Annotated in this window: 12 protein-coding genes; all 12 read right to left on the bottom strand. The window is 40.3% G+C overall.

Annotated features, from left to right (window positions below; all coding sequences use genetic code 11):
* Positions 1–32: 32 nt before the first annotated feature.
* The 12 genes from L641_RS0101290 to L641_RS0101350 all read right to left on the bottom strand — a co-directional run bounded on the left by L641_RS0101290 (position 33) and on the right by L641_RS0101350 (position 15,152).
* On the bottom strand, positions 33–1,811 hold the full coding sequence (locus L641_RS0101290; protein WP_024600905.1) for a sugar phosphorylase: 1,779 nt from the start codon (positions 1,809–1,811) through the stop codon (positions 33–35).
* A 20-nt stretch (positions 1,812–1,831) separates the two neighbouring features.
* Positions 1,832–3,052, bottom strand: a complete 1,221-nt coding sequence (locus L641_RS0101295; RefSeq protein WP_013463199.1) for a glycosyl transferase — start codon at positions 3,050–3,052, stop codon at positions 1,832–1,834.
* Entirely contained in the window at positions 3,045–4,787 is a 1,743-nt protein-coding gene (locus L641_RS0101300) for an HAD-IIB family hydrolase (protein ID WP_024600906.1), read from the bottom strand. Before L641_RS0101300 ends, L641_RS0101295 begins: the two co-directional genes overlap by 8 nt.
* A 146-nt stretch (positions 4,788–4,933) precedes the next feature.
* Positions 4,934–6,172 (bottom strand): uracil-xanthine permease family protein, encoded by a 1,239-nt coding sequence (locus L641_RS0101305; RefSeq protein WP_024600907.1) that lies wholly within the window; start codon positions 6,170–6,172, stop codon positions 4,934–4,936.
* Positions 6,173–6,181: 9 nt separating this feature from the next.
* Complete coding sequence (upp, locus tag L641_RS0101310) at positions 6,182–6,814, bottom strand: uracil phosphoribosyltransferase (protein WP_008115315.1); 633 nt, start codon at positions 6,812–6,814, stop codon at positions 6,182–6,184.
* Positions 6,815–6,947: 133 nt separating this feature from the next.
* The gene (locus L641_RS0101320) at positions 6,948–7,910 is read right to left on the bottom strand and encodes an oxidoreductase family protein (protein ID WP_024600908.1); all 963 of its coding nucleotides are present in this window, start codon (positions 7,908–7,910) and stop codon (positions 6,948–6,950) included.
* 211 nt (positions 7,911–8,121) lie between these two features.
* Positions 8,122–9,228, bottom strand: coding sequence for a serine hydrolase domain-containing protein (locus L641_RS0101325; protein ID WP_024600909.1), 1,107 nt, complete (start codon positions 9,226–9,228; stop codon positions 8,122–8,124).
* 109 nt (positions 9,229–9,337) lie between these two features.
* Positions 9,338–9,652 carry a hypothetical protein gene (locus L641_RS0101330; RefSeq protein ID WP_016899706.1) on the bottom strand — a complete coding sequence of 105 codons (315 nt, stop codon included), beginning with the start codon at positions 9,650–9,652 and terminating at the stop codon, positions 9,338–9,340.
* Positions 9,653–9,732: 80 nt separating this feature from the next.
* Entirely contained in the window at positions 9,733–10,521 is a 789-nt protein-coding gene (locus L641_RS0101335) for a hypothetical protein (protein ID WP_008466160.1), read from the bottom strand.
* Positions 10,522–10,753: 232 nt separating this feature from the next.
* Positions 10,754–11,071, bottom strand: a complete 318-nt coding sequence (locus L641_RS0101340; RefSeq protein ID WP_008112402.1) for a heavy metal-binding domain-containing protein — start codon at positions 11,069–11,071, stop codon at positions 10,754–10,756.
* Between the two features lie 324 nt (positions 11,072–11,395).
* Entirely contained in the window at positions 11,396–13,651 is a 2,256-nt protein-coding gene (locus tag L641_RS0101345; protein ID WP_024600910.1) for an acyl-CoA dehydrogenase, read from the bottom strand.
* Between the two features lie 472 nt (positions 13,652–14,123).
* Positions 14,124–15,152, bottom strand: coding sequence for a zinc-binding dehydrogenase (locus L641_RS0101350; RefSeq protein WP_024600911.1), 1,029 nt, complete (start codon positions 15,150–15,152; stop codon positions 14,124–14,126).
* Position 15,153: the final 1 nt, after the last annotated feature.

Below are 15,153 nucleotides of genomic sequence, written 5' to 3' on the forward strand. Positions count from 1 at the left end.
ACAGTTACATTGATTACTTTAAACGTCGTTATTTATGCTCTATTAGATAACCAGAGTGTTTGATACGGTGCTAATTGCATAGTTTTAAGCTCTTCATCCAGCACTGTTTTAGAGAGCAGCTCATGCCATTGCTGTGTATTTATTAAGTTCAAATCGGCCAAGGTTAAGCTTTGTGGCTGACTGCTGATATTATAAATACAAAAAATACTTTGCTGGCGGTCAATGCTTTGTCGCCAAAAACCAAATAACCCCTCTCCTAAATGCAAAGTGAACTGTGTTGCATTAGGATGAAATGCCGCTTGCCTTTTACGCACTGCTAATAACTGTTTTACTCCGTTGAATACTTGATGATGATGACTATATTTTTCTGTAATTGCCGCTAATAATTTAGATTCTTGCCAGCGATGACGGTTAATGGCGCGATTGTGTTGCGAATTATCAAAGCGTTCATAGTCATTAGTGGTGCCAAGCAAACTATGTATATACAGCCCTGGGATCCCCTCCATTGCAAACATAATGGCGTGAGCACATAAAAAGCGCTCAAGGCCAAATTTATCCGCGCCATTATGCGTCCCTTGTAAGGCATCAAATAAGGCAATATTTAGCTCATACGGGGTATGTGTGCCATCGTGACTAGTACGCATTGAAACGCGCCCACCAAACTTCATGGTGGTACTGACTAATGAAGCAACCTCACTGGGTTGCAGCAAGCCTTCAATTGGCCTTAAACCAATTCCATCGTGAGAAGCAATAAAATTAAAATACGCAGTGCCGTTTTGTGCTGGCGGCATACTCATCATCCAATGCTTAAGCGCCGTACTATCGCCACTGAGTAAGGTATGCAATAACAGCGGCGGCAAGGCAAAGTTGTAAATTGCATGGGCTTCGTTGGCATTACCAAAGTAAGACAAGTTCTCCTGATTGGGAATATTAGTCTCGGTGATGATCACCACGCTTGGCTCGGCATGCTCAATCAGCGTTCGTAATAAACGCACTACTTCGTGGGTTTGTGGTAAGTTTATACAACTGGTATTGAGTTGTTTCCATAAAAAGGCCACAGCATCAAGGCGAAATAAGCGAATACCGTTGTCTAGATAATGACGAATAATGCCGACAAACTCTTTTAACACCTCGGGGTTTTCAAAATCAAAATCCACTTGATCATGACTAAATGTGCACCATACATGTTTTTCACCACTGGTTGTTGTTACCGTATTTAATAGTGGCGACGTACGAGGACGAACAACTTGGCTTAAATCGTCAGTTAAACAGGCTGTTTTAAAGTAATCTTTTCCGGGATGTGTGTCGGTTAAAAAGTTTTCAAACCAAATACTTCGACTAGAGCAATGATTAATGACTAAATCCGCCATCAGTTTTACATCTTTTGCAATCGCGTTAATGTCTTGCCAGTCGCCCAGCGCTTCATTAACGTGTGCATAGTTCATTACCGCAAACCCTTCATCTGAGCTATACGGATAAAAGGGTAAAATGTGCAGTGCATTAAGCTGATGATCGCACTGCTCTTTTATAAAGCGATGCAAGGTTTTTAAAGGCGCCTCTAAAGGGGTGCCTACGGCTAAATCACTGTCTTCATGGTTTATTATCGAATCGCCATAGGCTATTAGCACAACATCTTGTTCATCCCAGCGGTTAGTGTGTGGCGTGGGATCGCGAAGTGGGTTATCACCTAGAATTAAGGTGATCAATTCTTCAGTCAATTCGCTTATTGCTATCGGTAATTCAACATTTTGATAAATAGCATGTAAATGTTGTTCAACTCGTTGAAAAAACTGTTCTTTAACTATACTCACAGGCGCCTCGTTTAATGATGTTAACTGTATTGCTCGTTATCTAGCTCAACGGCTTCTTTTAAACGCTCAAGTACGTCAGGCATTGCCGAGGCCACACGATTCCAACTCGGCACAAAGGGGGCTTCCATTGGGTTTTCTAAAAAGTGCTGACCGGCATTCATGATATTTTGCGCAAACATTTCAACGGCTTTTTCTTCTTGGTGAATATCAAGGGTTAAACCGTTCATTAGTGCATCATTATGATAGGTTTCAATAAAATCTAAACCAATACGGTAATATGTGGCTTTTAATGAACGAATGGTTTCGCTGGTAAAGGTAACCCCTTGCGTTGCTAACTTTCTAAATAGTGCTTTGGTGATATCAATCGACATTTTAGAAAGGCCAGCGGTTTGGTCGTCGAGCGATAATTCCTGATGTTTATGATCGTAATTATCGGCAATATCGACTTGGCATAATCGGTTATGAGAATAGTTACGGTACATTTCGCTTAATACGCCAATTTCTAATCCCCAGTCGCTAGGAATACGAATATCGTTTAATACATCGCGCCTAAACGAAAACTCACCCGCTAATGGGTAGCGAAACGAGTCCATGTACTCAAGGTAATCACGGCTGCCTAAAATGGTTTTAAACGAGCGCAATAACGGAGTAACCAATAGCCGAGAGACACGGCCATTAATTTTTCCATTGGCGGTACGCGGGTAAAAGCCTTTACAAAACTCATAGTTAAATCGAGGGTGTGCCACAGGGTATATTAACCGCGCTAATAAGCCTCGGTCATAAGTTAAAATATCACAGTCATGCAAGGCGATTGATTCAACCTCAGCGGTGGCTAATTTATACCCCATGCAATACCACACATTACGCCCTTTACCGAGCTCGCGTGGCGCCACACCTAAGGCTTGAAGCTCTTTGTCGAGCGCTTGTAAGCGTGGCCCGTCGTTCCAAAGTACTTTGTGGTTTTGATCAAGCGCTTTAAAAAAGTTCAGTGCATAACGATATTGACTTTCGTCGGCTCTGTCTAAGCCTATGGTAATTTGTGATAAATAAGGTACTTTTTGCAGCTCTTTAACAATATTTTGTAGCGCGGGGCCTTCTAACTCACTAAATAATGAGGGCAAAATAAGCCCCATGGGTCGCTGCTTACTAAAACTCAGCAACTCTTTTTCTAAATCGTCTACGGGTCTGTTGGCAATATTATGTAACGTTGTAATGATGCCATTTTGATAAAAATCAGCCATGTAAACTATACTCCTCAAAATTGGGTAAAATGCTGTTAATACAAGGTAATGCAGTGATTTCTTCTACCCAGCCTAACGGCGCTGGCAACTGAGAATAGCGCGCTTTGTTATGGGTTAATTTAACCGGCTTTTTACTCTCTGGATTGGCAATAATAATGGCAATATCTGCCTCTTCGAGCATTTGCTTATCGTTATCACTATCCCCAAGCGCAATAATGCTTAGCGGCTTAGTAAACTGCGCAGTAAACTGTTTCACCAGCCATTGCTGCGCCATGCTTTTATCGGTATTTTTACCAATGTGGATAAAGCGCCCGCCTACTTTAACGTCGTAGCCGTACACTGTTATTGCGTTTATAAATTCGTTGAGTTTGTGCTCTTCGCCATGCCAGCAGAGCGGATCTGAATATTGACGATTCTGTGCTTGCGCCGCCTGTATCTCGTTTAACCCTGTGATGTGCATTACCTGCTCACACGATAACTCACTGAATAAACTATATTGGTCGCTGTAGTCTTTTTTTAAATGTGTTAAATCAGCCCATAAATTGCTAATGGGTGCCGCAAATGAATAACACCAATAGCCTTGGTATTCGCTGCAGCCAATGGGTCTGAGGGTAAAGTAATTTTCAGGAATATAGACAGCCGAGCCATTTTCAACAATAAAAGGCTGTTTAATATTGAGCGCTTGTTGCAGTGCCACCACTTCACTAAACGTTTTACTGGTGTTAAATACCACCGGCACACCGCTGTATTGCAGCTCTTGTAATAAAGTGTCGACCGCTTCGGTATTGTAGTCTCTATGATTTAGTAACGTACCATCTAAATCGGTAAAAATAATGGGCTGACCAATATTGTCGCTAGTTAGCTGCATTGCGACTACATCACGGTGACTATCAAGCTCTATTAATGCATTCGCTTTGGCACTGAGGGTACTTAAATTTTCTCGGGTAATACGCTCAAAGTGAGAAATAAACCAAAGCAGCTGCTCGTCGGTCATGGTACCTGTTCCTTGGCCTTGTTTTGCGATTAGCTTGTGCTCTTGCTCTTGTCGCCATGCAAATACATCATCAAAACTCGGCGCTTTAAGCATAATTGTGTAGTCAATTTTATTAAATACGGTTTTATACTCATTGGCTAAACAGCTATTAATACAGCGGCGCCATAGTCCTTGCTGATCGTATGATTTTTCTAGCTCATTAATGGGCTCAATTAAGGTAAAAGGCTGCTGTGGCTCACTGGCTACACACCACCCTTCTAAAATAACAATATCGACTGGCTGACTATTGGTTAACCATTTATTTTTTGCTACAGGTTCATCTTGTTGCTTGTCAAAACGCGGCAGCGGTACATTAACCTCTTTATTTAACAAGCGACTAATGGTTTTATCCATAAGGGCAACATCATGTGTGCCTGGAACTCCACGGGTGGCAAATAAACAATGCACATCTTGTGCTAGCTGCTGACGTTTTTGGGTTGATAAATAAAAGTCATCAATAGAGAGTGCGACACAATTTAGGTGGGTGTTTTGCTCAAACCAAGTCACTAAATAGTCACCAAGCGTGGTTTTTCCTGAGCCTTGGCAGCCGTTGATGGCAACAAATAAAGGCGCATTTTTTTTGCTGGTTAAAATATCCTGAGCAATAGCAGAAAAATACTGCTCACTAATATATTGATATTTCAACGGCAATTGATGTTTTACTAAAAAAGCATTTATATCCACACTATTGGCCTCCAATATAACAATCCCTGATTCAACTATAGGGTATGAATAAGGAAATGCAGTTACTAGACCAATATTATTTATTGTTACTTTTTAGTAGGTTAAAAAAAAAGCGCATTTAAAATGCGCTTTTTTGGTGCAATATTTTTAACCACAGTGCAAATTTAATTCTCGTTGCTCTGTGCTTTTGGGAATACTAAATTTAATACTATGCCTAAAACAGCGCATAAGCTCACACCTTCAAGGCTGAACTGGCTGCTACCAATGTGCATACCACCAATACCGCAAATTAAAATAAGCGCCACAATACTTAAATTGCGTGGTTCGCTTAAGTCATCGCCCGATTTAACTAAGGTATTTAAGCCAATAACGGCAATAGAGCCAAATAATAAAATCATTATGCCGCCCATTACAGGGACCGGAATGGTTTGCAAACCCGCGCCCATTTTAGCCACAAACGCTAAACAAATTGCAATAATGGCAGTCCACATCATCACTTTAGGGTTAAAGTTTTTAGTTAGCATTACCGCACCGGTTACCTCTGAGTAAGTGGTGTTAGGTGGACCGCCAAATAATGACGCAGCAGACGTGGCTAACCCATCACCAAATAAAGTGCGATGTAGCCCTGGCTTTTTCAAATAGTCTTTTTTTGTAACTTGGCTAATTGCCATCATGTCGCCAATGTGTTCAATAGCAGGCGCAATTGCCACCGGCACCATAAACAAAATGGCTTGCCATTTAAACTCTGGCAGTACAAAGTTAGGCACTGCCAACCACTGTGCATTACTGACTGTTTCAAACTGTACTACACCCATAAATAACGATAGCGTGTAACCGGCAACAACACCGGCTAAAATAGGGATCAGTTTAAATACTCCTTTGCCCCACACGGCAAACACTAAAGTTACTAGTAATGAGATCATAGAGATAATAATGGCACTGTCGTAGGCAATAATTTGTGTACCACCATCGCCACTTTTACCCATGGCCATATTAACCGCAGCTGGCGCGAGTGCGAGGCCAATCACCATAATGACTGGGCCGACCACAATTGGCGGCAAAATTTTATGTAAGGTTTTTGTGCCTTTAAACTTCACCAATAAACTCAACAGCATATAAGTAAAGCCCGCTGCCATTAAGCCGCCCATAGTGGCGGGTATGCCCCACATTTGCACTGAGGCAATAATGGGTGCAATAAACGCAAATGACGAGGCTAAAAAGATAGGCACTTGGCCTTTAGTGACAAATTGAAACAACAAAGTACCTAAACCTGCGGTAAACAACGCAACACTCGGATCGAGACCCGTTAAAATAGGCACTAATACCAGCGCACCAAACGCTACAAATAGCATTTGGGCACCCGTTAAAATGGTTTTTATTGAAAACGTAGAATTATTTTGCACTGCTAAACCCTAGTAAACCGTACCGAAAATTTTATCACCTGCATCCCCTAATCCTGGGATAATGTAGCCTTTTTCATTAAGGTGGCTATCAACTGAGGCAGTAAAAATCTCTACATCTGGGTGAGCAGCTAATGTTTTTTCAACGCCCTCAGGCGCAGCAACCAGTACAATAACTTTAATTTCTTTACAGCCCGCTTTTTTAAGCATATCGATGGTGGCGATCATAGAGCCACCAGTAGCCAGCATAGGGTCAATCACTAAGCTCAAACGCTCATCAATATTACCTACTAGCTTTTCAAAGTAAGGTACTGGCTCAAGTGTTTCTTCGTTACGCTCTAACCCCACTACACTCACTTTAGCTGCTGGGAGTAATTGCATTACGCCGTCCATCATCCCAAGGCCTGCGCGTAAAATTGGCACAACGGTAATTTTTTTACCTTTAATATGCTCAACTTTAAGTTTATTACCGTCCCAACCTGTAATTTCGTTATCTTCTAATTCTAGGTTTTTAGTGGCTTCGTAAGTTAATAATGTGCCAACTTCTGAACACAACTCTCGAAAACTTTTCGTGCTAATTCCATGCGCGCGCATTAAACCTAACTTATGTTGAACAAGGGGGTGAGAAATAACGTGAATAGCCATAATAATAAACCTAGTGATAAAAAATTTGACGTATTTTATATTAAAACAGGCCGTTTGACTGTTAATTTTAGCCCTGATTTCATAGTTCGTGCCTAAATATTTAATTTAGCCACAACTGTTCAACTTTTTGTGTTTATGAGTTGTTACTGGCTAACCAATTATTTACCTGAGCATGCATGTAGCCGTTAATTTTTTTGTGCTCGGGGCTCCACCCAAGTAAAAACCGATAAAAGTCTGCCCACGCCACCGGCCATAAATGAGCCCATTGTGCAATAACGTCATCCGCATGCACTGCTGGTTGGTAGTGACTGAGTGCGTTTTTAAACTGGCTAAAATAATAGTTGAGGTAGGTTTGTGCGTGTTTGTGAAGCTCAGAATCGTCCATACAACTGGTCATAAAATACATAACATCTACCACCCCAACACCCGCACCCACATATTGAAAGTCATAACCGCGTATATGCCCTTGGCTATTAGCGGCAAAATTAGCAAGCTTGGCATCACCATGAATTAACGTTTGGTAGTCACATTGTTTTAACGCGTTATTTAATTGAGTAGCTGCCTGTTTAATATCGGACTTTTCAGGCAAGTTATTAAATTCATCAGGGCGTGTATCTAAATGCCAATAACTTCCTTGCTGCCATAAACCATCAAACTTTGTATTTAAATGAAAGGCATTTAAATGAAAGGCATGAAACTGTGCCAACCACTTTAATATCGCCTTTATATTCTCAGTGGTTGCTTGGGTGTATCCCAGCTTTGAAAAGTCTTTAAACACCAAGGCAAACTCATCGCCTTTGTTGATTGCTTTAATGCATTCAATAGCTGCCGCTTGCTTGGGCAGTTTATGGCTAAATTGCTGATAAAAAGTATATTCAACGTGGTAAGAGTCACGCTTTCTATTAAGCGCAAAGCTGCTTTGTTTAATTTTAGGGTGATTAATATGATCGGGTACTTTAATCGCTTTAATCACACAGGCTTGCTCATCAAGTTGACAATTCACAATTTGACCACAGCCACTCCAAAGCGAGGTTAGGGTTTCGCCAATAGCTATACGTTGAAAATGCGGGGTAAGTAATGGAAGATAAAAAGACATAGCCATATTAGGTTGCTAAATTTTAGTTAGCTTAACATTAGACGGTGTTTTTAATAAAAGGTCTTAGTAAAAAGCTCTGTATGTTTTTTCACAACCCTGTATGTAAAAAACGAATGCTAGTTTTTGAATGGGTGGCAAAATTAACTATGCCACTACAAACTTATCGTCGAATTGAGCGCTTTACCCGCTGCAATACTTTGTTGTATCCATTTTAGTTATGGCTTTGTTTAACAATAGAAAGGATAAGACTATCAATGTCATTATTCACTGCGCCAATACTACTATTACTTAAAATCACATAACCAAAGTTAAGGTCAGTGATAGAGCGTGATAGCGAGACCCAACCACGATTAAATCCAGCAAAGCCAAGACTGCTATTCTTTGCGTCAACAACATAGCTCATACTCCAGCGCCCATTGGTGTTTGGCGCGGGCTTTATCATCAGATCAATTAATTTTTCTGGTAGCAACCCTAAACCATTATAATCACCATCGTTGTTGCGCAACACAGCCATATTAAAGCGTGCTAAGTCTATTGGCGTTGTCTGTAAACCAGCAGCTGCTTTCTCATTAAAATAAACCATGCCCGTGACTTTGCCGGAATTATCGTAAGGTGTTGCCGACTTTTTGATAACTTTTTTAGTAATGTTAAAAGTAGAATCCTTCATATTTAGAGGCTTAAACACGTATTGCTGCATATAGTCTTCAAATGCCATGCCTGACACATCTTCAATTAAAAGTTGCACCACTGAATACCCACCACCAGAATAAGACCATTTTGTATCGGGCACATGAATAAGTTCAACAGATCCGGCGCCATTGTTATTGCCATTTAGTGAGTCAACTATAGATGTTAACTTTTCTGGAGACTCCCAGCCTGTATATGGGCCAAGTGACAAGCCTGAAGTGTGAGATAAGATATTTCTCAATGTTACTTTTTTTGCGTTAAACTCAGACTTAGGGATCTGCCAACGTTTGAGGTATTGGTTTATTGGCGCATCTAAATCGACTTTGCCTTGAGCTACAAGTTGCATTACTCCCCAAACAGTAACCAGCTTAGAAATAGACCCTACGTTAAACATTGTGCTTTGGGTAATCTCAGTTTTGGCTGCTACGTCGGCAAAACCATAGGATCGAAACTCTAGAACTCTATTTCCATTGACAAATGCAAGTGCAACACCAGGAGCTTTGTGTTTATCTAAAATCTTTGGTATGTCATCTTCCAAGCGCTCTGTGATCTCAGACACATCAGTAAACTCTTCAGCGGTAGCAAGACTAGCTAAAAACAATGTAAATATTATCAGTATTGATTTAATCATAACTTTCCTTAGTTCGTAAAACGCCAATATAAACAGACTTGAAATAGTTGGCTAAAATATTAAACAGTGTGAAAACAGCCAACGGTTTTTTTTCGTTTGAATATTCTTACTAAATACCGTTTGTTACCGATAAGTATTTGCTTTTACCGAAACTGACATAATAAATAGTTAAAAAAAGCAATTTGAATATATTACTACCAAAAGAATTTTTAATAATAATTCCTTTGTCAGTAATTGAGGCTACAGGAAAAGTTTGGCTTGAACACCAATCTATTTTCGCTTGAATGTTTTTAGTTGAATCAGGGATGTTTACTGTTTGCGTAACCCCTCTTTTTATAGTGGCAACTTCTACGTCATCCGCAAACAACTTATAGTCTCTCGCCATATCCACAAATTGTTTTGGTCTAAAAACTTGAATATTCATCTAAACTCCATTTAGGTATTTAACACCCCAATAAGCCGCCGAAAGGAGCATAGCGTATTGAGGTCGGTTTAATTGGCTTGTTAGAGTGCTTCTTCAACTTTTATGCCTGCTGCAGAATACAAGGTTTGTATTGTACTTTTTGCCAGTGCTATTAACTCTTGCAGCACTTGAAGTGCTGGTTTTGTTGAATCTATGTCACCAATTACAATTTCAACGGGCACATCTAATTCCTGCTCAATTATGTTCGATGGTGGCACTTTGGCTTTTCTTCTCTGTGTCCAAGTCATTGGCTGTACTTGCCAACCAACATCGCGATAATTATTACCAAAGCCACAATTCATTAAACCAGATGGAAAATCAGGAACCAGTCTTTGAATCATTGAGCTACTAATTTTCGTGAAGTTACCTGTTGGGACTAATAACTTGTGTTTATCCATAACGTCCAAGTCGTGAATGGCACAAAGAAGTATATTCCCACCATCTCTATATGGCTTTAAACTCGCTAGTGCGTGAGCAAAATCTTTCGAAACTCTCGAAGGTATACCAGTCAAAACAGAGTCTTTCAAGGCAGTCTCTGTTGAGGTGATTGGAAATTGAATGCTTTTTCGTTCTCCATCAGATTTTGCATACCTCTCAGTACAATTCCAATATGCATGATCAATAGCAGCTCTAAGATTATGGAGAACATCGCCAATTATTACGGCAGCTTCATTAGCAACATTTTCGTTTCGCTTTGCGAATGTTGCTCTTCCACCAGTTTTGCAATTAGTTTCTAAAAAATAACCGAACGGCTTTTTCTTTTTAAACATCTGTGCAAGTTCAGCATAATGCTTTTCTGCACGTTTTACTTTCAAGTAGGCACTATCCATATTCGCACTCTAACAACTTTATCAAAGGACACTTTCCTCTTTTTATGAGCAATGTATGTCCTCTTCATTATTTTTAATATTAATTACAAATCATGTAACACATTGCCAACTTTAAACTTTTAGTTAGGCTGTTCTTTTTATAATGTGCAGAAAAGAGGAAAGCGCCCTCATTTTTTGGCTTTGAAAGAAACACCAAAAATGACAAGCGTTTCGAATCTGCTTAAATTGTTTGTTATGTTCGAAGTTTAACGGCTGTGCCAAATACTAATATTTCTGATGCCCCATCAGTAACTGAGCTAGTTGTAAATCGTATTCCTACTATTGCATCGGCATTTAACTTTTTTGCATCTTCTATTAATCGTTCTACCGCTACATTTCGAGCTTCCATCAACATCTCGGTATAGCCTTTGAGTTCGCCGCCCACAATTCCTTTTAAACCAGCCATGATATCTCGACCAACATGTTTAGACTGAACCATGTTACCATTAACGATACCCAATACAGCTTCGATTTCCTTGCCAGGAACAGTTTCCGTTGTCGTATAAATCATAATTTTTCCCTAGATGATAACAGCTCATTAAACACCACTTTGGGAGTTATAACCCTCAAAACAGCGTATATTATATACGCTCAATAATTCCACTAAACAACTCTAATGTAAACAAGTAATTACGTAGCTTATTTACCAATCATTGTTAAAATACACTAAAACAACGTTTAATAATGTTCTGTACCATCAAATTAGTCGTCATTATCCCTGAGCTTGAATTACACCCATAAAAAAAGCCCCGCTTGATGTTACTCAAGCAGGACTCCACACTAATTTTGTATCAATAAAAGCGCCTAAACTGCAGGCGCTTTGCATTATTGAATTTTATTGGTTAACCACGCTTTTAAGCGGATTAACTGGCTGTGCGTTGTCGTCTAGGATGTTCATATCGAAGTCGAACTCATCAACACGAATCGCTTTTTCACGCTTTTTGTTGTAATCACTTAACTGAACAAATTCAGCGTCGTTAATTACTTTTGCAGCAAGTGCATTTTCAAGCGTGATTGAAAAACGCGTACCCGGCTTAAAGGTTTTAGCACGTAGCGCTTTTTTCACTTTAGCTAATAGCTCAAGTGACGCCATTTTAGCTTTGTAAGCTTGCTCATTGATGTGATGACCATCACCTTCAATTGGCTTAACTAAATGTGTGATTTGCGTTTTAAATGCCGTATCTAGCTGAGCTTGTTTTGCTAATTCACGAATTAAATCATCGCTAATTTTTGGCATTTTAGTTGAGTAGTTCATAGTAATGAAACGAATGAACTTACGAGTACCACTTGCAGGGAAGTTGTCTAAGAACTTGTGCAATGCTTCTTCTGCGCTTTGTAGTGCAAAACGAGTTGCATAATGGAAGTAAGGTGCTGCTTGCTCGCGCTCGCTGCTCGCCACTTTTTGCTCGTAGTATTTAATTGATGCCATAGCTGCGTACAAGAAGCTCATTACATCGCCTAAACGTGCTGATAGCATTTCTGCTTGCTTTAATTTACCGCCAAGTACTAACAACGAGAAGTCAGCGTATACTGCAAGTTTTGCAGATAGTTTGTGTACTGCTTTTTCGTAGTCACGTACTTCTGGTAATGCTGAGCTTGCGCCAGCAGTAAATGGTAATACACCTAAACGGAATGCACGTAAGCTGTTTGCTGTACTGTAACCAATTGTTTTACGTAAAATACCGTTAAATTCTGCATCAGCGCCTTTGTCGTCGCTGTGGATTGATTCAACCATAGATTGTAAGTATGGGTGACAACGCATAACACCTTGACCAAATATCATCAGGTTACGAGTAAGGATGTTTGCGCCTTCTACAGTAATTGCAATAGGTTGTGCAACGTAGCCACTTGCTAGTGTATTTTGTGGACCGTTTTGAATCGCTTTACCGGCTTGAATATCCATCGCCGAGTCTAATACGTCGCGACCAAGTTCAGTCATGTGGTATTTAGCAATTGCCGTTACTACCGATGGTTTTAAGCCCATGCCTAAACCTTCAGTTGTCAATACTCGCATTGCTTCTTGAAGGTATGTTTTACCCGCAATGTCAGCAAGCTTTTCTTGAATACCTTCAAACTGACCGATTGATAGACCAAACTGCTCTCGTACTGCTGCGTATTCAGATGCAGATTTAAGTGCAACTTGCGCTGTACTTACACCTAGCGCGGGTAGTGAAATACCACGGCCAGCACCTAAACAGCTAACCAGCATTTGCCAACCACGGCCGATGTTTTTCTGACCACCAATAACAAAATCCATTGGTACAAATACTTTGTTACCACGTGTAGTACCGTTGTAAAAACGGATACCCATTGGATCGTGGCGATTACCAAGTTCTACACCTGGGTGCTCTTTTGGAATTAAAGCACACGTGATACCTAGGTTTTCTTTACCACCTAGTAAACCGTCTGGGTCAACTACTTTAAATGCTAAACCAAGAACCGTTGCGATTGGTGCAAGTGTGATATAACGCTTGTCCCATGTAATTTCTAGGCCAAGAACTTCTTCGCCGTTGTGCATGCCTTTGGTTACTTTACCAACGTCTGGAATGCCGCCGGCATCAGAACCCGCTTCAGGGCTTGTTAGGGCAAAACATGGGATGTCTGTGCCGTTTGCTAAGCGTGGTAAGTAATGCGCTTGTTGCTCTTGCGTACCGAAGTGAAGAAGTAACTCACCCGGGCCTAACGAGTTTGGTACCATTACGGTTACCGCAACCGCTGAGCTTTTAGTCGCAATTGTGCCAACAATTGTTGAGTTTGCGTAAGGGCTAAACTCTAATCCACCAAATGACTTAGGAATGATAAGCGAGAAGAAACGTTCTTTTTTCAAAAACTCTAAAATGTCATTCGGTAAGTGAATGCCATTTTGAATTACTGAATCGTCAATCATGCCTAGTAGCTCTTGTACAGGGCCGTCAAGGAATGCTTGTTCGTCAGCTGTTAGTGTAGCTGCTGGTACATCGCGTAATGCACTGAAATCAGGCTTACCTTGATAGATAGAACCTTCAAGCCAAACATCACCCGCGTCTAGCGCTTCTTGCTCAGTGATAGAAATACTTGGTAAAACTTTTTTTAACTTTGTACGTAAACTCATGATTGAACTCATCCGACCAGATAAATAATACCTACATTACGTCATAAAAATCGCTTTAGATCAATTACTCTATTCAATTAATTAACAGTTTTTTCAATTTATTTTCTTTACTCGAACGTAAACTGTTGAAACACAAAGGCTTACACCTGTACGCTGAAAATGATAAATTTTTTAAGATTGATGGATAAAACGCCGTGCAAAGGCACCAAAAAGCAAATAATCTGCAAAGCGGGTAATGAATTAGGGTGTTTTTTTAAATACAGACTGTTTTAATTTTTAAATTTAAGCCTGATTTATTGTATTGAACAGGGTAAGTTGACACGTTAAATACGTGATTTATGGCCACTCAAGTTTTTTAAAATGCTTTTGCTTATTAGTGTAAATGTATAAAAAATAATAACTGAATAACACCTAAAAAAGGCATAAAAAAACGCAGCTTAAACAGGCTGCGTTTTGTATTAATCAGAGTTTTTTAACAGCCTATTTTTACGACATGCTTGCCTGTAAAACCACCCGCGAGCTGCGTGTTTAAGGCATTAGATACAGCATTTGCGTTAAACTCAACAGGCGTTAAGGTCGGTGCTTTAATATCACCATTAGTGGCGCCTTCGAGTAATAAATTACCCATAAAGCTCAAGCGTTGCTGCGCACATAAACTATTAGCGAGCCATGCACCACCAAGCGACACAACACTGATATTTGGCGCGCGCCGGTACATTAGATCTTGTTCAAAACAAGGTAATGGATTTAAACACGCTATTTTTCCGCAAAAACGCATGAGTTCGATATTACGCGCTGTCGACTCACCACCCACGGTATCGATTACTGCATCGAACCCTTGCGGCCCTAGCTCTCTACGAATTTTTTCACACAACTTTTTATCGTTGTAGTCAAACACAACATCCGCGCCAAGCTGCTTAACTAACTTATGATTGCGCTTAGAGGCGGTGGTAAATACATCAACGCCACGCTGTTTAGCGTACTGAATAGCAAACTGCCCCACTGCACCTGCCCCACCTTCAATAAAAACAGTTTGACCTTCAGTGATACTAATTTTATCTAAGCTAATTAGTGCTGCCATTCCGGCGCAAGGCAGCACAGCAGCAACCGCTGGGTTTAAATCTTCCGGTACAATAGACACTGCAAAATTAGGCACTTTTGTGTATTCACTCAGTACCCCTTGCCCACCTACGTTGGCGTGCCACATGACTCGCTCGCCAACATTAGGAAAAATCCCTTTACTTGCTTTTACTACAACACCTACCGCATCAAGCCCCAAAATATGAGGGTACTGCCACTGACAAAAACCTGATTTTGCAAAATGCCCATCAACGGGGTTTAAACCAACATATTCTACTTTTATCAGTAGCTCGTTATCTGAACACTCAGGAACAGGTAACTCAATGTCAGCTAAATTTATTTGATCATTCGGTTTTTCCAATACAATGGCACGCATTGTGTGCGGTATAGTATTTTGCGTTAAAATATCAGTATCAGACATC

This window comes from Pseudoalteromonas sp. TB41 (genome assembly GCF_000497975.1).
GTDB classification, from domain to species: Bacteria; Pseudomonadota; Gammaproteobacteria; order Enterobacterales; family Alteromonadaceae; genus Pseudoalteromonas; species Pseudoalteromonas tetraodonis.